General features: G+C 40.1%; 21 protein-coding genes. 6 read left to right on the forward strand and 15 right to left on the reverse strand.

Annotated features, from left to right (window positions below; genetic code table 11):
* Window positions 1-37 precede the first annotated feature (37 nt).
* The 8 genes from HPE63_RS03235 to ilvD all read right to left on the reverse strand — a co-directional run bounded on the left by HPE63_RS03235 (window position 38) and on the right by ilvD (window position 11,105).
* A complete protein-coding gene (locus HPE63_RS03235) occupies window positions 38-880 on the reverse strand; it encodes a DUF4493 domain-containing protein (protein ID WP_188312782.1) in 843 nt (280 codons plus the stop codon).
* Between the two features lie 165 nt (window positions 881-1,045).
* Complete coding sequence (locus HPE63_RS03240; protein ID WP_317172893.1) at window positions 1,046-2,299, reverse strand: serine hydrolase domain-containing protein; 1,254 nt, start codon at window positions 2,297-2,299, stop codon at window positions 1,046-1,048.
* 156 nt (window positions 2,300-2,455) lie between these two features.
* Window positions 2,456-4,033 (reverse strand): NADP-dependent glyceraldehyde-3-phosphate dehydrogenase, encoded by a 1,578-nt coding sequence (locus HPE63_RS03245; RefSeq protein WP_188312784.1) that lies wholly within the window; start codon window positions 4,031-4,033, stop codon window positions 2,456-2,458.
* A gap of 132 nt (window positions 4,034-4,165) precedes the next feature.
* On the reverse strand, window positions 4,166-5,416 hold the full coding sequence (gene ilvA, locus HPE63_RS03250) for a threonine ammonia-lyase IlvA (RefSeq protein ID WP_188312785.1): 1,251 nt from the start codon (window positions 5,414-5,416) through the stop codon (window positions 4,166-4,168).
* A gap of 77 nt (window positions 5,417-5,493) precedes the next feature.
* Entirely contained in the window at window positions 5,494-6,969 is a 1,476-nt protein-coding gene (gene ilvC, locus HPE63_RS03255) for a ketol-acid reductoisomerase (protein WP_188312786.1), read from the reverse strand.
* 41 nt (window positions 6,970-7,010) lie between these two features.
* On the reverse strand, window positions 7,011-7,541 hold the full coding sequence (ilvN, locus tag HPE63_RS03260) for an acetolactate synthase small subunit (protein ID WP_188313150.1): 531 nt from the start codon (window positions 7,539-7,541) through the stop codon (window positions 7,011-7,013).
* Between the two features lie 78 nt (window positions 7,542-7,619).
* The gene (gene ilvB / locus HPE63_RS03265; protein WP_188312787.1) at window positions 7,620-9,353 is read right to left on the reverse strand and encodes a biosynthetic-type acetolactate synthase large subunit; all 1,734 of its coding nucleotides are present in this window, start codon (window positions 9,351-9,353) and stop codon (window positions 7,620-7,622) included.
* Between the two features lie 75 nt (window positions 9,354-9,428).
* Window positions 9,429-11,105 carry a dihydroxy-acid dehydratase gene (ilvD, locus tag HPE63_RS03270; protein WP_188312788.1) on the reverse strand — a complete coding sequence of 559 codons (1,677 nt, stop codon included), beginning with the start codon at window positions 11,103-11,105 and terminating at the stop codon, window positions 9,429-9,431.
* Window positions 11,106-11,462: 357 nt separating this feature from the next.
* On the opposite strand from ilvD, the gene HPE63_RS03275 reads away from it, so the two are divergent.
* Window positions 11,463-12,827, forward strand: coding sequence for an aldehyde dehydrogenase (locus HPE63_RS03275; RefSeq protein WP_188312789.1), 1,365 nt, complete (start codon window positions 11,463-11,465; stop codon window positions 12,825-12,827).
* 4 nt (window positions 12,828-12,831) lie between these two features.
* Window positions 12,832-13,560 (forward strand): nitroreductase family protein, encoded by a 729-nt coding sequence (locus HPE63_RS03280; protein ID WP_188312790.1) that lies wholly within the window; start codon window positions 12,832-12,834, stop codon window positions 13,558-13,560.
* On the opposite strand, the gene HPE63_RS03285 is transcribed toward HPE63_RS03280, so the two are convergent.
* The 5 genes from HPE63_RS03285 to HPE63_RS03305 are packed head-to-tail and all read right to left on the reverse strand — an operon-like array spanning window position 13,557 to window position 18,171.
* A complete protein-coding gene (locus HPE63_RS03285) occupies window positions 13,557-14,396 on the reverse strand; it encodes a 5-oxoprolinase subunit C family protein (protein WP_188312791.1) in 840 nt (279 codons plus the stop codon). The two genes, HPE63_RS03280 and HPE63_RS03285, sit on opposite strands and share 4 nt — an antisense overlap.
* Window positions 14,389-15,126: a 5-oxoprolinase subunit PxpB gene (pxpB, locus tag HPE63_RS03290; RefSeq protein ID WP_188312792.1), complete on the reverse strand. Its 738-nt coding sequence runs from the start codon at window positions 15,124-15,126 to the stop codon at window positions 14,389-14,391. The genes HPE63_RS03285 and pxpB overlap by 8 nt, the downstream gene beginning before the upstream one ends.
* The gene (pxpA, locus tag HPE63_RS03295) at window positions 15,123-15,866 is read right to left on the reverse strand and encodes a 5-oxoprolinase subunit PxpA (RefSeq protein WP_188312793.1); all 744 of its coding nucleotides are present in this window, start codon (window positions 15,864-15,866) and stop codon (window positions 15,123-15,125) included. The genes pxpB and pxpA overlap by 4 nt, the downstream gene beginning before the upstream one ends.
* The gene (locus HPE63_RS03300) at window positions 15,867-17,060 is read right to left on the reverse strand and encodes an Nramp family divalent metal transporter (protein ID WP_188312794.1); all 1,194 of its coding nucleotides are present in this window, start codon (window positions 17,058-17,060) and stop codon (window positions 15,867-15,869) included. It abuts the gene before it with no gap.
* 1 nt (window position 17,061) lies between these two features.
* Window positions 17,062-18,171 carry a DUF2891 domain-containing protein gene (locus HPE63_RS03305; protein ID WP_188312795.1) on the reverse strand — a complete coding sequence of 370 codons (1,110 nt, stop codon included), beginning with the start codon at window positions 18,169-18,171 and terminating at the stop codon, window positions 17,062-17,064.
* Window positions 18,172-18,411: 240 nt separating this feature from the next.
* Between HPE63_RS03305 and HPE63_RS03310 the strand changes: the two genes are divergently transcribed.
* From HPE63_RS03310 to HPE63_RS03325, 4 genes are all read left to right on the forward strand, one after another.
* A complete protein-coding gene (locus tag HPE63_RS03310) occupies window positions 18,412-18,855 on the forward strand; it encodes a hypothetical protein (protein ID WP_188312796.1) in 444 nt (147 codons plus the stop codon).
* A gap of 30 nt (window positions 18,856-18,885) precedes the next feature.
* Window positions 18,886-19,449 carry a hypothetical protein gene (locus tag HPE63_RS03315; protein WP_188312797.1) on the forward strand — a complete coding sequence of 188 codons (564 nt, stop codon included), beginning with the start codon at window positions 18,886-18,888 and terminating at the stop codon, window positions 19,447-19,449.
* 629 nt (window positions 19,450-20,078) lie between these two features.
* Entirely contained in the window at window positions 20,079-20,951 is an 873-nt protein-coding gene (locus tag HPE63_RS03320) for a BKACE family enzyme (RefSeq protein WP_188312798.1), read from the forward strand.
* An 11-nt stretch (window positions 20,952-20,962) separates the two neighbouring features.
* A complete protein-coding gene (locus HPE63_RS03325; RefSeq protein ID WP_188312799.1) occupies window positions 20,963-21,604 on the forward strand; it encodes a hypothetical protein in 642 nt (213 codons plus the stop codon).
* A 149-nt stretch (window positions 21,605-21,753) separates the two neighbouring features.
* On the opposite strand, the gene HPE63_RS03330 is transcribed toward HPE63_RS03325, so the two are convergent.
* Window positions 21,754-22,758: a sugar kinase gene (locus HPE63_RS03330; protein WP_188312800.1), complete on the reverse strand. Its 1,005-nt coding sequence runs from the start codon at window positions 22,756-22,758 to the stop codon at window positions 21,754-21,756.
* Window positions 22,759-23,056: 298 nt separating this feature from the next.
* On the reverse strand, window positions 23,057-25,123 hold the full coding sequence (locus HPE63_RS03335) for a S9 family peptidase (protein WP_188312801.1): 2,067 nt from the start codon (window positions 25,121-25,123) through the stop codon (window positions 23,057-23,059).
* Window positions 25,124-25,195: the final 72 nt, after the last annotated feature.

Below are 25,195 nucleotides of genomic sequence, written 5' to 3' on the forward strand. Positions count from 1 at the left end.
TGGTTTGTTTATTATATCAGTAAATATCTTATCATACTTAATTAGGAAAAGTAATCGTTTCGTTAATTACGATTTCATCATTCAAGGTAATGCTCAAACTTAATGTAGTGGCACTTGATTGTTCAATGCTAATGACATAATGTTCATTTGCACTAACACCTGTGTAAGTTGAAGTTACATTAATTGGAGCCCCTGCGGCACTAGTAGCCGTTATATCAATGGTCATATCGCCAATAGTTGTGCTAAAACTGCCTAGAAAGAGGTTGTCGCGTTCTACCAAATCAAAATAACCAATTCTCCCATCATCAATTATATTCCATGTTAGATTGTTGGAAATTCCATTATAATAATTGAAAACACCAGCATTTACTGAAATGTCAGGATAACTGGTTTTAACAGCATCCGATAGGTTTATAGTTGTTGCAACATCAAATAGTTTTAAAGAAAAAGCTAAAACGGTATTTTCTCCAGAAGTAACAGTGAACCCCAAAGAGTTTGTTCCATGAATAGGATTGTCAAACCTGGCACTCGTACTTACCCAATTAGACATAAAAAATCTGTAATCCCCAGGGGCCAATTCTATAAATTCAGGTAAATCACGATAGTTCGAACTTAAAACCTGATTACCTTCAGTGTCTTGTATCAAAACAGCCATGTAATCCAGAACTTCATCTAGTGTTGGCGCCTTTCCTGTATTGACGATTATGACGTCTTTAATAACCGGTTTCAACGATATTGAGCCTAGTTCCAAGGCCACTTCAATTGGTACTTCAGCCTCATCCTCATAAAGGTGCGACAAATCTTCATTACCCTTGCTACATGCCAGTATAAATAGGCTAAGGGCTAAAAGCGATACTGCATTTTTGAGTTTTGTTTTCATAATCAAAAGGTTTGTTTGTTTTACTTTGTTTATGAATTAATGCCAGCATAAACAAAAGGTTAACAAACCTTTTGATAGGAATGCGATAAAATTAGAATTGAGGTGAATTTCCTTCTACCAAATCCTAAGATTGTTTGGTTCTAAATTGAAAATCCCTGAACTTGGCTATAGGTCGATATACATCTTTTGTACGATAGCATATACATCCGGAATAACAGTTTGTGCAAGACGGGAATTCCCATTTAACAGGATACAAATACCTAGATCAGCTTCTGGGAAAAGTGCGATCTCGTTTCTGTAATTATTGACACTTCCGCCATGATGGTACATGGTTTTTGTCTCTCTTGAATCGACCTCTTGAAATTTATGTATGCGCCAACCAAAGCCATAATGCGATTGTATGTGGCCCGGCCAACGTTGGTAGTATTTGTTGTTGTAACCGATTTCAACAAAAGGGTTGAAAGCTTTTTGAAAGGTACCCGGTGATAATACCTCAGGGTTGTGACCCAATAAGAATCGCATCCACTTGGCCATGTCCAACGAACTGGCATTGATACCTCCGGCCACTACGGCATTGTAATAGTGATCCGTTAAGGGTAGGCTTTTCCATCCATTTTTTCTTCTAGCATGGGGCATCGCCACATTCTTTGCTTCTGTTAAGGTATGGTGTTCCATTGAAATGGTAGACATACCCAAAGGTTTAAAAAACCTATTGTTAAGCAAATCCTTGATGTCTTTGCCAGTAACGGTATACATCACTTCTTGGCTCAAAGAAAACATGGCATTTTGGTAGCTGTACATTGCTCCCGGTTCACTGATGGGGGTAACTTCATGAAATCGCTGCGCAATGGTGGCTACCGGTAACCCGGCCTCTACCAAATTAGTAAAACTGTGGTATGGGGTACCCGAACTGTGCGATAAAATATGGGAGAGTTTTACTTTTTGGGTATTTAGACTATCACCGAACCTAAACCCCGGAATGTAATCGACAACTTTATCGTTCCAATCCAATAATCCATCAGCTTGTAAACTGGCAGCCAATACGCCTGCAAATCCCTTTGAAAGCGATCCCAATCGAAATATGGTCTTTCCATCAATTTTGGCTTTACCATCAATGCTGCGTTTTCCAAATCCTTCAAAAATCAGAATGGAATCGCCTTGTACGATGCTCACGCCCGCCCCTACGATATCCCCTGAAGCAATGGCACTGTCGAAATACTTTTTTAAGGCCGTGGTCAATTCTTTCTTTCGCAATCGATATCGACGAACAGCTTCATCATCGACTATGTCTCTATCCGATTCACTAATCGTATGGGGCTCCGTTGAATGAACCGCATCGCTTGCCCAGCCCTTTATGATTAGGAATAGAAGTGCAATTGCTAGGAATATAGATCCTGCGAAAATTTTAAATCGCCTCACAAATAGTGTTTGATCAGATTTGGTTGTGCCCCCCATTACTGAACGACACTTATATTACAACTAGCAAATACCACGGTTTATTGTTACAAACCTAAAAACGCCCTGGATTTTTAACACTGAGCGTTCTTAGAATCAAAAAGTCAATAAAGACAGTTCTTATAAAATATAATCCGTACTTACGAAATTAGATAGCTTGGCTTCCAATAATTTTTCAATAATCTCGGTATTAAGTCCATTGTCCTTAAAAGCCACAAAGGTTCTGATCGAAAACGAACGTAAGGCATCATGTACACTTAAGGTCGATTGGGCAGAATCCTTTCTGCCTGTAAACGGATAGACATCCGGTCCTCGTTGGCACGAACTGTTCAAGTTGACACGACAGACCAAATTCACTAAGGTATCGATCAATGGGGCCACCGCATACACGTCCTTACCGAACAAACTCACTTGCTGCCCATAGTTACTTTCCGCCATATCATTCAACGGTTCCTCTATATCGCTAAAAGGTACGATAGGGATCACAGGTCCGAATTGTTCTTCCTGGTACACCCGCATATCTTTGGTCACCGGATATAAAACGGCAGGCCATATATAATTGTCAAAGCGTTTTCCGCCTTTTTTATTCAAAATTTTGGCTCCCTTAGTTAAGGCATCATCTATCAATTCCTGGATATAATCCGACTTATTGGGTTCTGGTAATGGGGTCAGCTTAACCCCATCATCCCAGGGATTTCCAAATTTCAAGGCATCTACCCGCTCCGCAAATTGGCTATTGAAGCCATCCACAATGTTCTCATGGGCATAGACCACCTTAAGGGCGGTACAACGTTGCCCGTTAAAGGACAAGGTGCCTGCCAAACATTCCTCAACGGTCAAGGAAAGATCTGCGTCCGGTAATATTATAGCAGGGTTTTTAGCCTCAAGGCCTAATACCAGTCGCAATCGATTACTCTTAGGGTGTTGGTTCATTAGGGCATTGGCCGATTTGCTATTTCCTATCAAAGCCAAAACATCTACCTTTCCAGTTTTCATAATGGGGGCAGCCACTGCCCTACCCCTACCAAACAAGATATTCACGACTCCTTTCGGGAAACTGCTCTTAAATGCCTCGATCAACGGGGTAATCAATAACACCCCATGCTTTGCAGGCTTGAAAATCGTAGTATTCCCCATGATAATGGCAGGAATCAACAAGGCAAAAGTCTCATTCAATGGATAATTGTAGGGACCGAGGCACAATACCACCCCTAATGGCCCCCTTTTAATGTGGGCATAAACACCATCGTGTTTTTGAAATTTGGCCGCATCACGGTCCATTTGTTTATAATCCTCGATGGTATCATAGATATATTCCACGGTACGATCGAATTCCTTTTGGGAATCAGGTAAGGATTTACCAATCTCCCACATTAACAATTTAACGATTTCCTCACGCTTGGTTTTCATCTTCTCCACAAATACCTCCATGCAGCCAATACGGTCTTTGACCAACATGGTAGGCCAAGCCCCTTGACCCCTATTATAAGCCCCTGTTGCCGCATCCAAGGCTTCTAAAGCTTCCTTTTCCCCCATATCGGGAATGCTCCCCAAAAGGGTAGGTTTATACGTATCTGTACTTGAAATGGTTGAATATACCTTAGAAGTACTCCCTTTCCATTCCTTTAATTCCCCATTGACGAGATAGGTAGTCTGATTTAAGGTTTCTGTAATACGATATGTTGTTGGTATAGCCATAATGCGCTTTAAAAATTTAAATTCTTGTTCAATTACAAAATTAGATGATCTTGATAGATATACCGAGAAAGAAAAACGAAAGAAAACCCAAAGTTGGTTAATATAAGAAATTGGGCCATAAATGTGACGCTTCTAAACAAGATATTGGAATAGATCAGGCTTATCATTCAAGTACTCCCCATAAAAGTTTTTCGCCTTCATACGTTGTATTAATGGCTGTAAATCGTCAGGGCTTTTCAACTCTATTCCCACGATGGCCGGGGCATTCTCCTTACTCGACTTTTTGGAATATTCAAAATGGGTAATATCATCCTCTGGCCCCAAAATATCGGCTACAAACTGCTTCAACGCACCGGGGCGTTGGGGAAAACGAACAATAAAATAATGTTTTAATTTACCATATAACAGGGCTCTCTCCTTTATTTCGGCAGTACGGGTAATGTCATTATTGCTTCCACTTAAGATGCAGACCACATTTTTACCCTTTATGGTCGCTGCATAAGCATCCAATGCCGAAATGGTCAAAGCGCCTGCAGGTTCTACCACTATGGCATCCCGATTGTAAAGATCCAAAATGGTCTGGCATACCTTACCTTCGGGAACGGTACAAATTTCATGTAAATATTTCTGACAGATCGGAAAGGTTAAATCCCCTACGCGTTGAACAGCTGCACCATCGATAAACTTATCGATAGTCTCCAATCGCGTATTCTCCCCTTTTTCGATGGAAGTTTTCATTGAAGGGGCCCCTTCGGGCTCAACCCCAATTATTTTTGTTTTTGGGGATAACCTACTAAAAACGGCACATAACCCCGAGGCAAGTCCACCACCCCCAATGGCAACGAACACATAATCTATAGGCGCATTGAATTGTTCCAAAAGTTCCAATCCTATAGTCGCTTGGCCTTCGATGACCTTTTCATCATCGAACGCATGCACGAATGTTTTAGTCTGTTCCTCACAATACTGCAATGCTGCTTTTGAGGAATCATCGTAAGTATCCCCTTCCAGCACTATGGTGACCGAATCGCCCCCGAACATTTTTGTCTGCTCTATCTTTTGCTTTGAGGTTACCGAGGGCATATAAATGGTCCCCTTGATACCCAAATGATGGCAAGCGAATGCCACCCCTTGGGCATGGTTACCGGCACTGGCACATACAACCCCTCGGGAACGTTCTTCCTGGGTAAGGAAACTTATTTTATTGAAGGCCCCACGAATTTTGTACGACCGTACCCGATGCAGGTCTTCCCTTTTTAAAAGGATAGTTGCCCCATACTGTTTTGAAAGTCGAATGCTCTCATCCAATGGGGTTACCCGTGCCACCTTACGTATAATTGCCTCAGCGGCCTTTATATCCTCTAATTTTGGAAAATAGGTCATACTCAAAGATAAAAAGACCTACCAGGTATAGAAATCCTGACAGGTCTAAATACGTTTCATTTCTTTATGCTACTGAATTATACGATAGGTTTCATTGCGGTCATTGATGCCCGTAAACGCGCCCCGACAATCTCAACCGGATGCTCCCTTAGTGCTTTGTTTACCGTAATGAGCTTGGCATTGTCAACCCCGTTATCCTTGCCCTCGCCAAAATGCTTACCGATGACATCGGTATCGATCCCTTTCATAAAATCGGCCAATAAAGGCTTACAGGCATGATCGAAAAGGTAACAACCATATTCAGCGGTATCTGATATAACACGGTTCATTTCAAAAAGTTTTTTACGTGCAATGGTATTGGCAATCAATGGGGTTTCATGCAAGGACTCATAGTAGGCAGATTCACCTATAATCCCGGATTCGGTCATGGATTCATAGGCCAACTCTACCCCAGCACGTACCATGGCAACCATTAAAACGCCATTATCATAGAATTCCTGTTCACTAATTTTCATAGCGCCAGCGGGCGTCTTTTCAAAAGCGGTTTCCCCAGTTTCGGCCCTCCAAGTCAGAAGATTTTTATCATCATTGGCCCAATCTTCCATCATGGTCTTGGAGAAATGACCACTCATAATATCGTCCATATGCTTATGAAATAAGGGGCGCATAATATTCTTTAATTCTTCGGACAGTTCAAAAGCCTTGATCTTGGCCGGGTTCGATAAACGATCCATCATATTGGTAATTCCCCCATATTTCAATCCCTCGGTAACAGTTTCCCAACCATACTGTATCAATTTGGAGGCATAACCTGGATCCATGCCTTTTTCGATCATTTTATCAAAACAGAGGATGGAACCTGTTTGTAATAGACCACAAAGAATGGTCTGTTCGCCCATCAAGTCTGATTTAACCTCGGCAACAAAGGATGATTCCAAAACTCCCGCTTTATGACCTCCTGTACCGGCGGCATAGGCTTTCGCCTGCTCTAAACCTTTCCCTTGGGGGTCGTTGTCCGGGTGCACCGCAATCAATGTAGGTACCCCGAAACCTCTTTTATACTCTTCACGGACCTCAGAACCAGGACTCTTCGGAGCTACCATAATCACGGTTAGGTCCTTTCGGATCTGCATTCCTTCCTCCACGATATTGAAACCATGGGAATAAGATAATGTCGCTCCTTTTTTCATCAAGGGCATTACGGCACTGACGACATGGGTATGTTGTTTGTCCGGAGTAAGATTTATGACTAAATCTGCAGAGGGCACCAATTCTTCGTACGTTCCAACTGTAAATCCGTTTTCAGTGGCATTTATAAAGGATTGTCTTTTTTCCTTGATCGCAGCTTCGCGAAGGGTATAGGAAATATCAAGACCGGAATCCCTCATATTCAAGCCTTGGTTCAGACCTTGTGCCCCACAACCTACAATTACTATCTTTTTACCTTTTAAAGCCGTTACACCATCGGAAAACTCACTGGAATCCATAAATCGACATTTTCCCAATTGTGTCAATTGATCCCGTAATGATAGTGTATTGAAATAATTTGTCATTTTTAATTCTGGTTTTTACCCCCAATTGCCCTAGGGATTGATTATTTATCTAATTGAAAATTGTTTAACATGGTACTTATCGGCATTTCAACTTTTGACACCGCCAAACGTCCGGAACGCACAAATTGCATTATGCCATAGGGTTCGAGGGCATCGTGCATCTCATCGATTTCATGCCTACGTCCGGTTTTGGCCAAAACGAAAAAGTCACGGGAAACGGTCACGATCTGTGAATTGCTTTCCTTGATGATATTCTGAATTTGTCGCTCATCAAAAAGTAAATGCGATGCTATTTTAAAAAGCGCCGATTCCTGATAGATGATTTCGTCATCATCATGATAGAAGGCTTTTATCACCTCAACCTGTTTTTCGATCTGTTGCACTATTTTTCGTGTCCAATCCTCAGTTGTATTGACCACGATAGTGAATTTGGAAACATGCTCAATTTCTGATTTTGAGACATTTAAGCTCTCTATGTTAATGTGTCTTTTTAGAAATATCCCTGATATCCTATTCAGTAATCCTACATTATTTTCGGCATAGACCGAAATTGTAAACCATTGTTTTTTCATAAGTCCTCCTCCCTTGTCCATTCAAAATTTGAAAGAACATTTTTGGGCTGATTTAATTAGTAATTCTATTTTCTATCGTTATTTTAACCTAATGTCTGATACGGAAGCCCCTGAGGGAATCATAGGAAATACGTTATCTTCCTTCTCTACTTTCACTTCTAGGAAATAGGCGTCCTTGGAGGCAAGCATTTCAGCTACTGCGCTTTTTAGGTCTTTACGTTCCGTCACCTTTTTGGCCTTTATTTCGTATCCTTCCGCTATCTTGACAAAATTAGGATTGCTCATAACCGTTGAGGCATATCGGCTTTCAAAGAAAAGTTCTTGCCATTGTCGTACCATTCCCAAATGATCGTTATTCAACACCACGATTTTAACCGGGGTTTTGTTTTGGAAGATAGTTCCCAATTCCTGTATTGTCATTTGATAGCCCCCATCACCGATAATGGCTATAACTTCCCTATCCATTGCGCCCATTTTGGCACCAATGGCGGCTGGTAGGGCAAATCCCATGGTTCCCAAGCCTCCTGAAGTAATATTACTCTTGGATTGTTTGAATTTAGAATACCTACAGGCAATCATCTGATGCTGACCTACATCGCTTACGATAACCGCTTTATGTTGTGAAACATTATTAATCTCATTAATGACCTCGGCCATGGTAAGTCCTTCCTTCGTGGGATGCAGCTCTTCTTTTATTACTGCCTCGAACTCGATTTTATATTTTTCCTTGAATTCATTATGCCATGCTTCGTGGTTGTTTTCCTTAATCTTAGGCAATAACATATTTAATGTATCCTTTGAATTACCCAAAACAGCAACATCAGCTTTCACATTTTTATTGACTTCGGCAGGATCTATTTCAAAATGAATTACTTTGGCCTGCTTGGCATATGTCTCCAAATTTCCTGTTACACGATCATCGAATCGCATACCGATTGCGATTAGCACATCACATTCATTGGTAAGGATATTTGGTCCATAATTACCGTGCATACCCACCATACCTACATTTAGAGGATGGTCCGAATCCATGGCCGAAAGACCGAGAATGGTCCATGCAGCCGGTATTCCTGCTTTTTCGACCAATTTTTTTAACTCCTCTTCAGCATGTCCTAAAATAACACCTTGCCCAAAAACAATAAATGGCTTCTTGGCGGAATTTATCAATTTGGCAGCGGCATCGATAGCCGATTCATCAGGAGTCGGGACTGGTTTGTAGCTACGTATGCCCGTACAATGTTCATAACTGAATTCCAATTCATCAAACTGGGCATTTTTTGTAATATCAATCAATACAGGTCCAGGTCGACCAGATTTGGCAATATAAAATGCCTTCGCCATAATCTCTGGGATCTCTTCTGCTCTAGTGACCTGATAATTCCACTTCGTTACTGGTGTTGAAATCCCAATGATATCTGTCTCTTGGAATGCATCCGAGCCTAACAAATGTCTAGCCACCTGCCCTGTGATACAAACCATAGGAGTAGAATCTATCTGGGCATCTGCCAAACCTGTAATCAAGTTAGTAGCTCCCGGACCTGAAGTCGCTATTGCCACACCCACTCTGCCAGTAACACGGGCATAGCCTTGGGCAGCATGTGTAGCCCCTTGTTCATGGCGGGTAAGAATATGAGTCAACTTATCCTGAAACTTATAAAGCTCATCATAGACCGGCATAATCGCCCCACCAGGGTATCCGTAAAGTATCTCGACACCTTCTGCCAACAAACAATGTATAATCGCTTCCGCTCCACTGATTTTGATCTTTGTGGACGAATTGGCCTCTTTTTTCTTTTCTTTTACTGTCTGCATAATTATTAACTAAATGGGTGTTTTTATTACTGCACCCCGTACTAACCCAAAATAGGGCATTTTTTGATTCTATTTTTAAAATTCATCCGTAACACAACCCTGTGATGCGGATGAAACGGATCGGGCATATTTATACAATACCCCTTTTTTAAACTTTAGTTCCGGTTGAACCCATTCGGATTTACGTTTCTCAAGTTCTTTATCGGAAACATCAACATTTATAGAATTGGTCTCAGCGTCGATAACAATGGTATCACCATTCTTCACCAAAGCGATAACTCCACCGTCCTGTGCTTCGGGCGAAATATGCCCAACGACAAAACCGTGGGTTCCCCCAGAAAATCGACCATCGGTAATCAACGCGACGTCTTTTCCTAGACCTGCACCCATAATAGCAGCTGTTGGTTTTAACATTTCGGGCATGCCTGGCCCTCCTTTGGGTCCTTCATAGCGAATCACTACGACATCCCCTTTTTTAACCAATCCGTTGCGAATACCATCATTGGCAGCATATTCACTATCGAATACTTTTGCCGTTCCTTTAAACAGAAGGCCTTCCTTTCCCGTTATTTTTGCTACGGAACCATTTTTTGCAAGGTTACCATATAACATACGTAAATGTCCAGTAGCCTTGATCGGTTTATCCAAAGGCCTAATAACATCCTGACCTTCTTCCAAATCGGGCACATTTTCCAGGTTTTCGGCCAAGGTTTTACCTGTAACCGTTAAACAATCGCCATGTAAAAGTCCATTCCTTAATAAATACTTCAATACTGCGGGAATACCTCCGACCCTATGAACATCTTCCATTAAGTATTTCCCACTGGGTTTTAAATCGGCTATAAAGGGTGTTGTATCACTGATATGTTGAAAATCCTGTAGAGTAAATTCGATATCCGCCGCTCTGGCGATAGCTAGAAAATGAAGTACTGCATTTGTAGAGCCTCCTAATATCGTTACCAATCTAATGGCATTTTCCAACGATTTTCTTGTAACGATATCCAAGGGTTTAATATCCTTTTCGATAAGAATCCGCATTTGCTTACCAGCCTCAATACATTCATTCTCCTTCAGATAATTGTCTGCCGGATTGGAAGAATTATAAGGTAATGACATCCCTAAGGCTTCAATGGCCGATGCCATCGTATTTGCTGTATACATACCACCACAGGCCCCAGCACCGGGTATGGATTTTTTTATAATACATTTATACTCGGCCTCATCCATAGTACCCGCAACTTTTTCTCCCCATGCCTCAAAAGCGGAAACAATATCCAATTTCCTATTGTTATGACATCCAGAAGCAATAGTTCCTCCATACACCAAAATAGCAGGTCGATTCAAACGTAACATGGCCATTAAGGCCCCGGGCATATTCTTGTCGCATCCGACCACGGTTACTAAGGCATCATAGGACATCCCTTGGACAACAGTTTCCATCGAATCGGCAATGATATCCCTTGATGGAAGCGAAAAACGCATTCCAGGAGTCCCCATTGAGATTCCATCACTAACACCAATGGTATTGAATATAAGACCAATGGTTTCTTTGGAATTCACCCCTTGCTTTACCAACTTGGCCAAATCATTCAAATGCATATTACATGGATTGCCTTCATATCCTGTACTGGCAATACCGACTAAAGGTTTCTTAAAATCCTCGTCCTTAAAGCCAATTCCATAAAGCATGGCCTGTGCCGCAGGTTGTGTTGGGTCTTGGGTTACATTTTTACTATATTTATTCAATTCCATTAAGAAAACCGTTATTGTTGATGTTGCTTATGAACTATAATTTCGCAATCAAATATAATTGTTTCATAAATGCTTTATTCCCAACAATGAATTAGGCTCTAAATCCAATACCCTGATTATGATTATAATATATTGATAACCAATATTTTATATGTTCTTTTTCTACCATATCCAATACATTTAATACCCTTGGTGTTTTACCTTCCAAAGACATGAAAATCAATATTTACACCGTGCCAGAAAAGAAAAAATAAAATTCACTTACGCCAATTGGACAATCGCAAGCTGTCTTTAGTTATCATCGTAACCCATTTTGGTCATCGATTTATTTCCTACATTTGATCTCTTGATTTTATTATGGACATCTTAAAAAAACAATGCGAATTCTTTTTAACACAGCAAACCAAAGATGTGTCATTTAGGAAAAACGCCTTAAAAAGATTACAAAAAGAGATTGTCGCACGGGAAGATGATATTTGTGATGCCATTTATGCCGATTTTAAAAAGCCCAAGTTCGAAACCCTAGCGGCAGAAACCCAATTTGTGCTTGCCGAGTTGAAATTGGTCCTTAAGAGTCTAAATCTTTGGGCAAGGCCTGATAGAAAATCCGCTACCTTGATGAATTGGCCTTCATCTGATTGGATTTACAAAGAACCCTATGGTACCGTTTTGATCATCGCCCCATGGAACTATCCATTTCAACTAGCGATAGCACCCCTGATCGGGGCCATTGCTGCCGGTAATACGGCGGTTATTAAACCTTCGGAGGCGACACCAAATACCTCAAGGGTAATTGCTGAGATTATCACAACGGTTTTTCCTAAGGAACATGTTGCAGTTGTAGAAGGGGGCGTTGAAGTATCACGACAATTATTGGCCGAAAAGTGGGATTATATCTTCTTTACAGGCAGTACTAGAGTTGGCCAGATCGTCTATGAAAACGCCGCTAAACACTTAACCCCTGTAACTTTGGAATTAGGGGGCAAAAACCCATGCATCGTTGATGATACGGCCTCCATAGCCCTTGCAGCCAAACGAATAGTTTGGGGAAAGTTCCTGAATGCAGGTCAAACCTGCATTGCTTCAGATTATATCTTAGTCCATAAACATGTAAAGGATAAATTGATTGACGCCTTAAAGCAAAAAATAATAGAAGCTTATGGGGAGAATATGGAAGCATCCCCAGATTATTCCCGTACCGTAAACTTAGGACATTATTCTAGATTAAAATCAATGTTAAAGGGGGAGGAAATTATTTTTGGGGGTGAGAGTAATGATGAAGATAACTACCTTTCTCCTACTTTAGTCAATGAACCCCGAATGGATAGTAAATTAATGGCCGGTGAGATTTTCGGACCTATTCTTCCCATAATAGCCTTTGAGACCGAGGATGATATTCGCAGACATATAATGCGCTATGGAAAGCCGTTGGCTACCTATGTATTCTCAAACAAAAGGAAATTCCAAAAGAAAATCATCAATACCTATAGTTTCGGTGGTGGTGCCATAAATGATACGGTCATACAGATCACCAATAAAAAGCTGCCATTCGGTGGTGTTGGGGCAAGTGGTATTGGGGCTTATCACGGCAAAACCTCTTTCGACATATTCTCCCATCAAAAAGCGATAATTAAAAAGGCCATTTGGTTGGATGCCCCATTGCGCTATCCACCTTATAATCTGCCTATGAAAATCGTTAAAATGATAAAATATCTATTTTAAATCTATGGAAAAAACAGTTACAGAAGCCATTGAATACAGACGTTCCGTCCGTATATATAGGGAGGATTTGGAATTGGATGACGAAAAAGTACGTCAATGTTTAATAAATGCCTCTCTCGCCCCTACCAGCAGTAATTTACAGTTATGGGAGTTTTATCATGTTACCGATAAGAACAAACTCAAAGCTGTGGCTAAAGCCTGTTTTGATCAACCCGCGGCAAAGACAGCAAAACAAATGGTTGTCGTGGTCGCAAGAAAAGATCTTTGGCGAAAAAGAAGCAAGGCCAATCTTGAATATTTAAAAAAAGGGTTTGGGCATAAAGCCAAAGATGAATATTCAACAAGGGAGAAATTCGTGTTGAATTATTATGGCAAGCTTATTCCTACACTCTATTCGGAGTTTCTGGGTATTTTAGGCGCATTTCGTTATGTGTTTTTTCAACTGGTGGGCCTATTTAGACCTGTTTATAGGCAAGTGCGCAAATCGGATCTTCGTATCGTAGCCCATAAAAGTGCAGCCTTGGCAGCTCAAAACTTCATGATTTCAATGGCTGCCATAAATTATGATACCTGTCCTATGGAAGGAAGTGATACGCTCAGGGTCAAAAAAGTTTTGGACTTGCCTTGGGGGAGTGAGATAAATATGGTTATTGCCTGTGGTGTACGTGACAATGAAGGTGTTTACGGCCCAAGATTTAGAATACCTTTTGATGAGGTGTATAGGAAAGTTTAGGCAAGCTTAAAGGAAACGGTGTCCCTGCTTCTTTTTTGGGCCAAAATGGATATGGCTTTATCATTCAACTGCACAATTCTTGGATACCCACCGGTAGTTTGGCCATCTTTCATCAAAACGATCAATCTGCCTGATGGGGTAAGTTGCAAAGTACCGGGTAGGGTTGCCGAGGTCAACATAGACCGATTATGCCCCTTAATTTTTTCATTGAATTGATATCCCATTCTATTATTTTCCTTTGCGACCGTAAACTCCTTGAAAAACAGGTTTTGCAATTGTGCATCGTCCAATAATTCAAATTCAGGACCTTTGGACACCTCCAAAATGGTCTCATCCAAGAGTGATGCCGATTTTAATTCGGATATTTTTGGTTTAAAAGACGAAACTATTTCATATTCCAGTTCAGAATTGTCCTTGAGACTTCCCCTTTTGGTAATCGGATAATATTGGGAGCGACTCCCTAAAACTTCGGTCGTTTTAAACCCATCCTTAATGGCCAAATAGCTCCTAAAACCATTGAGTAGTTTTCCATACGAAAGGATGTCACCTGCATTTACTTTGTGTATTTTATAATTCGATGCTGGGGTGTTGTTCAGTGTTGCAGACATTTCAGCCCCAGCCAATACGATAAAGGTTTCCTCTTCAAATTGCAATGTTGGCCCGGTCATCGTAATTTCCAATACGGCATCATTGTCATCGTTTTCTAAAAGCCGATTAGCATTTCGGACTGCAGTAATATCCATTGCCCCGGATACTGGTACCCCCTTATCCCGATACCCAAAACGACCTTCATCCTGTATGGTCGTATAAAAACCAGATTTCAGTACTTTAAGCATCTAACTTTATTTTATCAAATTGATAAATCCCTACTTCCCCTTCAATCTTATATAAATCATATTCTGCCCTGGAAATTGAATAGAATTGAATTTTATCGCCCACGTTGACTAGACAGGGTTCGTCCCTATTGGCATCGAAAATGGGAATGGAACAATTCCCTATAATATTCCATCCTCCAGGTGATTCTTGGGGGTATATTCCAGTTTGCTTACCGGCAAGACCCACAGCACCTTTGACAACCTTTAGTCTTGGCTCTGCCCGCCGATGAACTTCCAACGCTTTCGGCAAGCCTCCGAGATACATAAAACCAGGTAAAAATCCGATGCCGTATACCGTATAAACATGGGAGCAATGCAATTCAATGATTTTCTCAATGGACGTCCCCAATTTTTCGGCCACCTCCTCTAAATCAATAGCAAAATCCAAATCATAACATACCGGTAACTTCCATAGGTATCTGTTGGCCAGTTTTGCGACTTCTCTTTTGCCATACCAAGTCTTTAATTTCGCCTTTATAGGTCGATATTCGATTATATTCTTGTTATGTATCAAGGTAAGTGAATTATAGGCTGGAACCATTTCCCATTCTCTTGGATCCAGAAAACGCTGTTTGAGGCATGATTTGAACTGGATGATGTCCTCTAAAATAGCCTCATCTACTATATTTGGCCATTCGACCAAAACAGCATGTCCACCAAAGGGTCTTATTGAAATCGGATAGTCTGTCACTTTTTTATATAGATTTCTTGCTTGGGCAATTCTTCCGAAAGGTACATTAAAATTTGTAATGAATTAGGGGTATCACCATGCAAACAGAAGGTATTTGCCTTAAGCGAAACTTCGCCCCCATCAATTGTCGTTACCTTACCGTTGATTACCATTTTGAGGAGATGGTTCAAAACCGCTTTTGGTTCATTAAGTACGGCACCGGGCAATGTTCGGGAAACCAATCCCAGATCGGGATTATAAGTTCTATCGGCAAATGCCTCCAATTTTATTTTAAATCCCCTTTCTTTAGCCTTTTGGGATATTACAGAACCAGGAGGTACATATAAAAAAACGGATTCCTTGTAGGATTCCAAGGCATTTAAAAACAAATCTGAAAGTTCTTGGTTATAGACCATATCATTATACAAGGCCCCGTGGGGTTTAATATGGTGCAATGCCAGTTGCTCCTTGTCCAATATCGCCTTAAGGTTCTTAATCTGTTCTTGTAAACTATCTACTAATTCATGTGATCCGATATCGATGGAAACACGCCCAAAATTCTTTCGATCAGGATAGGAAGGGTGGGCACCGATATGAACTCCGTGTTTTTTGGCCAATTTCGCGGTTCGGGTCATTGATTTGATATCCCCTGCATGTCCCCCACAAGCAATATTACAGGAAGAAACCAAAGGAAGTAATTCGGCTTCATTGCCTATACCTTCCCCTACATCACAATTAATATCGATATATCTTTTCCCCATCTAAAAAATACCCAGTACCTTGATTATACTTTTTGCACCCAATAGAATTGCCAATAAAATAATGACGAACCCTAAACAATTCTGTAGTAAAGAATTTTTATATTTCCCCATGACCGATGTTTTATTGACTATCCATAGCAGAAAGATGGCAATCACCGGCAATAATAATCCATTTGCCACCTGGGCAAATTTGATGATTTCAATAGGCTTGATACCTAAGGAAAGAAAAACCACTCCGATCGCAAGGATAATCATCCACACTATCCTGAATTTAAAATCCTTTAACCCTACATTCCATCCAAAACAACTATTGGTCACATATGCGGCTGCCAAGGGAGCTGTTATGGCCGAAGTAATCCCTGCTGCAAACAATCCGATTCCCATAAAATATCGGGCACTATCGCCATATAATGGTTCTAAACCTTTTGCCAAATCCATAACATTGACCACTTCCTTTCCTGGAATGGCCGCGGCGGCAATGACTACTGCCATGGAGACCAAACCGCCCAAGGCTATTGACATGAACGTGTCCTTTCTTGCCGTTTTTAAATCATCTTTCGACTTCCATTTTTCACTGACCAAAGAAGCATGAAGAAATAAATTATACGGTACGACCGTCGTGCCCACCAAGGCAATGATCATCAATAAACTATCCGTAGGTATCTTGGGAACGAACATGCCTTCCAATATTCTAAGGATGTTGGGTTTGGTAATCATTGCCGTTAAAAGAAAAGAAAGGCTCATGATGATTACCAAGGTTACAAATACTTTTTCCAAAGTTTTATAATTCCCCATGTACAACAAAATAAAAGCCAAGATTCCAATGACATAGGGATAATAAAGTGCGTTTTCCTCACCAAACAACGCATTCAATCCCAGCGTGGCACCGCCAATATTACCTGCTTCATAGGCCGCATTTCCAACTACGATAGCTGCCAAAATAATTCCCATGAACAAATTTCGAATCCAAGGTGTATGTAATTCGTTTTTGATGGCGTTGGCCAACCCATTTTGGGTAATTATACCTAATCGGGCAGACATCTCTTGCAGTACAATGGTTGCAATTATCGAAAGCAACAGGGCCCATAATAGGGCAAACCCAAAACCGACACCAGCCAGAGTACAGGCGGTTATCGTACCTGGTCCAATAAAGGCCGCTGCCACCAATACCCCAGGGCCAATTTTTTTAAACATATTATTCCGAGTGGTTTAGCGCATATAAGGCAAATGTTCCCAGCCAATGTGTCCCCTCATAATTACCATCAACAATACTCGGTAATGAATAAGTTATATGCTCATCTGCAATATTTCTTAAATGGGCATATTCCGGCAGGGTTTCCGCAATACCGTATAAACACCATGCCCTACTAAAATTAAGTCCATCGATATGCACTAGCTTACCATCGGTTCTATCTGAAACTTTCCCTGGTTCTAAGGTAAAAGAAGTATTCGTCATCATTGGCAGGAAAGATTTGAACCATTTTTTGAACTCTTCTTTAGATAAGACCTTTCGTACAATATCAACTTCTTGTAGACAAGGGGATAAAAAATCAAATCCACTAGGTTCCCAGTTCAAGGGACACTCAATGTCACTCATGTAAAAGCGGATTACACTATTTTCTATTACCTTCTTAAGTTCAATATGGTTTGTTGTTTGTGCGTAGTCCCATGCCAAGGACATTCCAAAAGCCGTATTACTGTGTTCCCCAACCCGAATGGGATAATTCAGTTTGGGAAGAAAATCAATATATCCTTTGATAATGATCTCAACCAATGGTTGTAGGTTTGCATCCAATTCTTTAGCCATTGGGTCGTCCCAGGTATGCAGTTCCTCGGCTAGCTTCAATAACCAAGCCCAGCCATAGGTGCGTTCATAGGTTGCATTGCCTTCCATATTGAAATATGCTAGCTCTCCCTCTATATTTTCCTTGGATAAATTGTCGATAAGTTTGGCGCGAATCGCCTCAGCTTCGTTTACCTCAGGAAATTGTCTTAGGAGAGAAACCAAAGACCAATGACCATGAACCGATGAGTGCCAATCAAAACAGCCATAGAATGCGGGGTGTAAAGTTTTTGGATTTTTTAGATGTGTTGAATCATGTAGTGTTTGGCCCAACTTGTTGGGATATTCGGTCTGTATACATCCAAAGGGCAAACTGGCCAACCTATTGGCTTGCATTAAGTTCAATTTTGGCGATACCACATCATTTGTTTGGGTGTTTTGTTGTTCCGACCCTTTTTTACAACCTACCATCAGTACTAGCATCAATAGTATTGCATTAAATCCTCTATGTTTCAAAGTCATATAATCTCATCTAAAAATGAATTCTAAAGTTAAACAAAATAGATCAATCAGGACCGCAATCAAAGTCCAAAAAATACAAGGGTAGAAAATATGCATTTCACCACAGTTTTAACATTTTTTGATGCCGTTCATCTAATAATTTGCAGTTCGTCTAAAAGTGGGGTGTCATACATCGAAAATTTATAATAATCGTGAAAGTACAGGGTTATTATTATCCCAAATCAAAATCAATTTAATTAAATGACGTGCTTAGAATGTAGTAAGAAACTTGATTACTTAGATCATAGAAATTCAATGGACCAGTTAGGTGTTGAACTTTGTGGTAACCACCATACCCGAATGGTAAAGTTGATCGAGACAAAAAACACACCTATTGAGGCCATTCAATTGTATTATGGCCTAAAAGGAGCTGGTGTTCAGGCCATGTTGGAATGGTGGGACGGTAAAAAATCTGTCGATATCGCTATTTCCAGGGTAAAACTAAATATTGAAATAGATGCGGAATATCATATGATGACCCATGAACAGGCCATCAATGATCTGGAAAGAACCATGCACTCATTTAAAAATGGATTTACCACCATTCGAATTCCGCATGTTTTGATAAAGCATTATTTAAAGGAAACCGTAAATAACATCCTTGGAATAATGGAAGGATTAAAGGCTAACATTAAAGTGATTTAGTCTATGCCGTAAATTAAAAAAAACACTGCTATGCGTCCATCTAAAAAAGTATTGACTTTGCCATTACGTATTTTATCCATTGCCCTTTTAATTGGTGTGGCAATGAAAATACTGGCGTGGCCTATGGCCACTGAGATTATGTTTTTTTGCTTTGCTACAGTAGGCTTACTCTATGGATATCGTTTCTGGAAAAAACCGACAAAACAGTTTATGGACTATAATAAACTTATCATGGTCTCTTTCTGGGCGGTGAATGGTATTTTCAACCTTTTGGATTTGCCTTATACCCTCTTTTTTCAGGCTATCATTGCAATTTCATTTATACTTTGGTTCGTTTTGGAAGGTGCAACTTATTTTATTAATGGCGATCTAAAGTCAACAAACAAGTCCCTGCAATTACTTTGGAATTTAGCCATGGTTTTCGGAACCTTGGCTATAATCTCCGGGAGTCTACTTAAAATCCTGAATTGGGAATATGCGATTTCGTTACTAGCTATGGGAGTAGCTATTGTATGTGCTTATATTTTCAGGGATACATTTGTGGGTAGTGGATTGCAAAACGATGATTCCAATAATGGGGAATATCAATTGTAACCCTCAATCATGATCATACTCCGTTTATTGGGTGTTGTCAAGTATTAAGTCACTGTTAATATTTCTGAGACACTAGTCCTTATTCTTGAAGTATTCTAAAGATAAAATCGTATCCAGCGTTAAACTGCACTGATTATAGGATTTCTAAAATTATGGTCGTGGGTCTTTACAGATAATTTTTACCCTTAAACCAAGATATGGTCCCACATCGAATTTTCATCCCTTTACACGAACTTAAAGAAGTTTATTATGAATTCTTCTGTTATCTATATATAACAAATACAGTCGAATGAATAAAAAAACTACCCCATCTTACATTTTATACGCTTTTTGCGCCTTTTGCTTTATATGGGCCATATATGTGCTTCTGTTCAGTGTTTGAAAACAAAGAACAGCTATCAACCGAAACTTTGGTGACTTACATTTGCTGACAACGGATGTCGACATCACATATTTATCCTACCCAATTTAATAAGCCTTGAGCCATACTTACCATTAAATTCTAGTACTATCGATAATATATGTAAGTTAAAAAAAGTGATTTGGCACAAAAGGTCCATTGACCAATAAATGTTGCTTTATATCCGAGATAGTTTTTAATTTTGGTATATGGATTTACCTTGTTGATTATGAACAAGAAACTAATAGTCAATTTCACTCCAACGGGTATGATACCTACTAAGGAGATGACCCCACATGTACCAATCAGTGTTTCAGAAATCGTTGAGGACGTTCATAAGGCTCATGAAATAGGAATCACTATGGTCCATTTACATGCTAGGGATAAAATAACCGGTAATCCTACGTATCATAAGGAAATATATGCCCAAATTATTGAAGGCATTCGTAAATTCGCTCCAGAACTTGTTATCTGTGTATCATTGAGCGGTAGGGATTTTGGGGAATTGGAACAACGAGCAGATCCTTTATTTCTAGAAGGAGCATTAAAACCGGACATGGGAAGTTTAACTTTAAGTTCCCTGAACTTTAATGCCACGGCCAGTATCAATTCCCCAAAAATGGTACAAGACTTAGCTTCCATAATGAAGGAGAAAGGTATTGTTCCTGAACTGGAAGTGTTTGATATTGGTATGTTGAATTATGCTAAATACCTAGTTCGAAAGGAGTTATTACAGCCCCCTTTTTATTTTAATCTGCTTTTGGGAAATATCGCTTGTGCCCAGGCCAATTTGTTACATACTGGCGTTATGGTAAATGACCTGCCAGACGAGGCATTATGGAGTCTAGCGGGAATAGGCAATGATCAGCTGAAAATGAATTCACTGTCAATAGCCATTGGGGGGGGGGTTCGTGTAGGAATAGAGGATAATATTTGGTTTGATTCTGAACGAACTACTTTGGCCACTAATGCGAACCTGATACTAAGAATACATACCATTGCAGAAGCAAATGATAGAAAAATAATGAAGCCTGCAGAATTTCGAACCAAGATGAAAATCGCGCAAGGACCTGGGAAATTTGGCAGGGAATCGGTTACATAATATGCTTGTTTATGGAAGTAAATAAGGGTAAATTTTATAGAATACACTGGTTTTTTAACATATTACGGAATGGACTCCTTCTGTATGGGATAAGGAATCGGATGGCAAAAATTGGCTTGGACTTTGATTTGTTTTATTGGGTGAAGGAAGCGGATTCAGAATGTGAACAACCTTTAATCAAGGGGAATCCTGAGGAATATTCCTTTGAATATATTGATATCGTAGAAATAAAATCCATCGGTAAGTCAAGGAGAGGTTTACCTGAGGAAGAATTGCTCCGTGGATATCAAGAAGGGCAAATTTGTATTGGTTTACGTCATAATAAAGATATTGCGGCCTATATGTTTATTGAACTTAATGACTTCAATTATAATCGCAAAAGATTTAAGTTAAAGGAGAATGAAGCCTATCTACTAAACATGTATACTTTTGAATTGCACCGTGGTAAAAACTTGGCACCTTATCTACGTTATCTAAGTTATCAACTTTTACATGAAATGGGCAGAGATACCATTTACAGTATATCTGCGTATTTTAATAAATCTACTATAAGGTTTAAAAGTAAACTCAATGCAAAACATCAAAAGATGTATTTGTATGTTATTTTATTTAAGAAGTATCATTCACATTTTTTGTTGCGAACCTACAACTAGAGCGCAATTCATACCGCTTTTAAGGCAAATGTAATCCTCTATAATTGTTTCAGTGCTTAAAACGTGGAAAAACACTATATCCGATTAATCTCGCCATGAAGTAACAAGCAAACATTCTTCTCTCTCATTATAGGCCATTTTAGAATATATTACCTCACAAACCGTCCTGTGGTGTTTCCTCCCAAAATATTGGTGACTTCTTTGACCGTAGTTAAGTTGACATCACCTTCATATGTGTGCTTTAAGGCACAGGCGGCACTTGCAAATTCAAGTGCTTTGTAATCATCAAATTGTTGTAATCCGTAAATCAAACCGGCTGCGAAGGCATCCCCAGTGCCAATACGATCCACAATGTGGGTAATATCCAAATCTTGGGTTTCCCTAAACTCCTTGCCATTCCACATTCTAGCCCTAATCTTATGCCATGATGAATTTAAGGAGGTTCTAATCTTATCGAATACTTTTTCAATAGATGGAAAAGTTTGCATCAACTGTTTACTCGCTTTAAGAAAATCATCATTGGAATAACCAAATTCAGTACCAAGCACTTCATTTATTTCATTAATACCTCCTATAAAAATAGTAGAATAGTCAAGCAATTCGATCAACGCTTCTTTTGGGTCTTGTCCATATTTCCATAAACCACTGCGATAGGTTGGGTCTGCGGAAACTGTCATTCCTTTCTGCCTCGCTAACTTCAATCCAGCTTTAAGCGTGTCAAAAGCTCCCTGTGATAAAGCCGGTGTAATTCCCGTCCAATGCATCCAAGAACCATTTACCAAGGCCTCCTCCCAGTTTATTTTGTCGGGTACGATTTGGGAAAATGCAGAGTGCGATCTATTATAAGAAATAGCACTAGGTCGCATAACGGCACCTACCTCCAAGAAATAAACCCCTAGAGGCCTTTCTGATAAAGTGATTGAAGTGGTGTCCACCCCAAATTTTCGGATATATGAAATGGCTGTTTCCCCTATAAAGTCTTCCGAAACTGCACTAATATGTTTTACATCCCCCCCAAAATTCGCAATGGAAATCGCCACATTCAACTCAGTGCCCCCAAAATAAAATTCAACACTATTCGATTGAATGAATTTTTTATTGCTTTTTGGCGAAATACGCATCAATACTTCTCCGAACGTTATAATTTGACCCATCTTATCGTTTTGGGCCAAAATTAATAAAGGTTGAAGAAATAATGGGACTCCTCTTTAAAAAAAGTCCTATGATAAAAAACCATGTTATGGACTGATTTAATTGGGAACAATGCTGGCGTTGGTGTTGGCAGGCATAGTTTTCAACTAAACTGGCGCGTGCTGTTATAAAATTTAAAGGAAGTAGTATATGGTTATAATGTCATTCCAGATTATAGGATTTATGATGAATGTAATCCGCCCCTGCTAAATAACAAGGGCGGATCGGTTATTTTATTAAATTGATGGATGCAAACTATTCTTATTCAGGGGTTTTAAGGCTGTTTATATTTCCCGGATCAATAATTTGAATACTACTATTCTTAAAATCATCCCCAATTTCCTGATATCTACCGCCGATGTGCTGAGCAAGGAATGCCTCTGTGACCGCAAAAAAGGAAAGATTATTTTCGGGCCGTGCAAAACCATGCCCCTCATCTGGATAAAGAACATAGGTTACGGGAATCTGCTTCGCTTTCATGGCTTTGACTATCTGGTCTGCCTCCGCTTGTTTTACCCTCGGATCATTGGCTCCTTGTCCAATAAGCAATGGTTTCACAATGCTATCCACCCGATTTAAAGGGGAACGTTCTTCCAAAAGGGCGGCACCCTCTTCTGTATCCGGATCCCCAATATGATGCACAAAAACATCACGGAAAGATTTCCAATACGGTGGTATGGTATTCAGTAATGTATTTAAATTGGAAGGTCCCACAATATCAACGCCACAAGCAAAAACATCTGGTGTATAAGTAAGGCCAACTAGGGTGGCGTAACCCCCATAACTGCCTCCCATGATAGCTATCTTCTCCTTATCGGCTATATTTTCTTCCACCATCCAGTTTACAGCATCAATAAGGTCATCATGCATTTTACCTGCCCATTCTTCCGCAGCAATATTTACAAAGTTCTTTCCAAATCCTGTAGAACCCCTGAAATTCGTACTCAATACCACGTAACCCCTATTGGCCAGCCATTGGTGTAAGCCGTTAAACCCGAAATTATCACGGCCCCAAGGTCCACCGTGGACCAATAAGACAGTGGGTGCCGGTCTGGAAGTGCGTCCATCAACATCCAACTCCCGTGGGATGGTAAGATAAGACACCAATTTAAGGCCATCCCTACTTTCAATCTCAATAGGATACATATTGGCAAGCTCAACATCATCGAATGCTGGTTTAGAAGAAACCAGCATTTCTGCATTTTTGGCTTTCCTGTCGTATTTATAGTATTTTAAATACTCTTGTGGCGAATCGTAGGCAAGAATCCAAGTGTTATTATCGGTAGAACGAAAATAAATACTCAGATCACCCTCTTTGAACCCTTCAAGATAATCAAGGTCTGCCTTGGCCTCATCAGTAAGAGGTATCCATTGCTTACGCAAATAATCCGTGGCATAGGCCTCTACTTCATAAGTGGTAGGATGGACCAAAAGATCTGCAATATCCGATTTATCATTTTCGGCTATGACCTTTTTTTCAGCCGTTTCCAAATTTAAAGCGTAAAGGGCCGCTTTGTCCCTTCCCCTGCTGTCTATCATATAGGCATTCTCATTGTTCTTATCAAAACCAAAAAAGCCAAAGGATAACATATCTTCTTGTGGAACCCTGAAATATTCATCCCAGGAACCATTTTTATACTTATAAACAATCTGTCCTCCTTCAGGATTGGTGCGGGCGGCAAGCCGGATATTGTTCTTGTTATCGGCCACAATTTGCAGAAAAGCCTCATCTTTTACCACCATATTCATTTTATGCGTATTCAAGTCAACTTTATAGACATCCATATTGGAAGGTTCCGAATTATTGATCTGGATGAGTATCTCATCGGGAGTTTCACGGGAAACGCTCATAATATCGGCCCTTGGGCGAATGATTTTCCCTGTATTCGGATCGGTAAGCGGTTTTCCGTCTGGCCCTTTGATCTCCTCCTGAGGAGTAAGGTCGGTATCTGTTTTACTTTCCACATCCACGAGGTGAACGTGCCAATTTTCGTCACCGCCTTTGTCCTGTGCATAGAGTATATTTCCTGATTTGTAGCTCCATTGGTAGGATTGGATACCCCGTAACGTATCCTGGGTAATCGGCTGGGCACTATCCGGATTTTCTATGGGGGCCACCCAAATATTCATAACACCATTAACCGGGGCACGGTAACTAAAATACTTACCGTCGGGGCTAATTCTAACTTGTATTTTATCAGGGTTGCCAAAATATAATTCACGGTCGACCAAATCAGGTATAGGGGCTTCGACCATTTCTTTTTCATTCTGCGCACAACTAAGGACCAGAAAGAAAATAGCAATAATAAAATAATTGGATGTTTTCATATGATTGATGTTTTTTGGATTAAGGATTGAAGATAAGGAATTTTATATTGATACAGGTGCATTAAAGGAAGT

It is taken from the genome of Maribacter arenosus (assembly GCF_014610845.1).
GTDB classification, from domain to species: domain Bacteria; phylum Bacteroidota; class Bacteroidia; order Flavobacteriales; family Flavobacteriaceae; genus Maribacter_A; species Maribacter_A arenosus.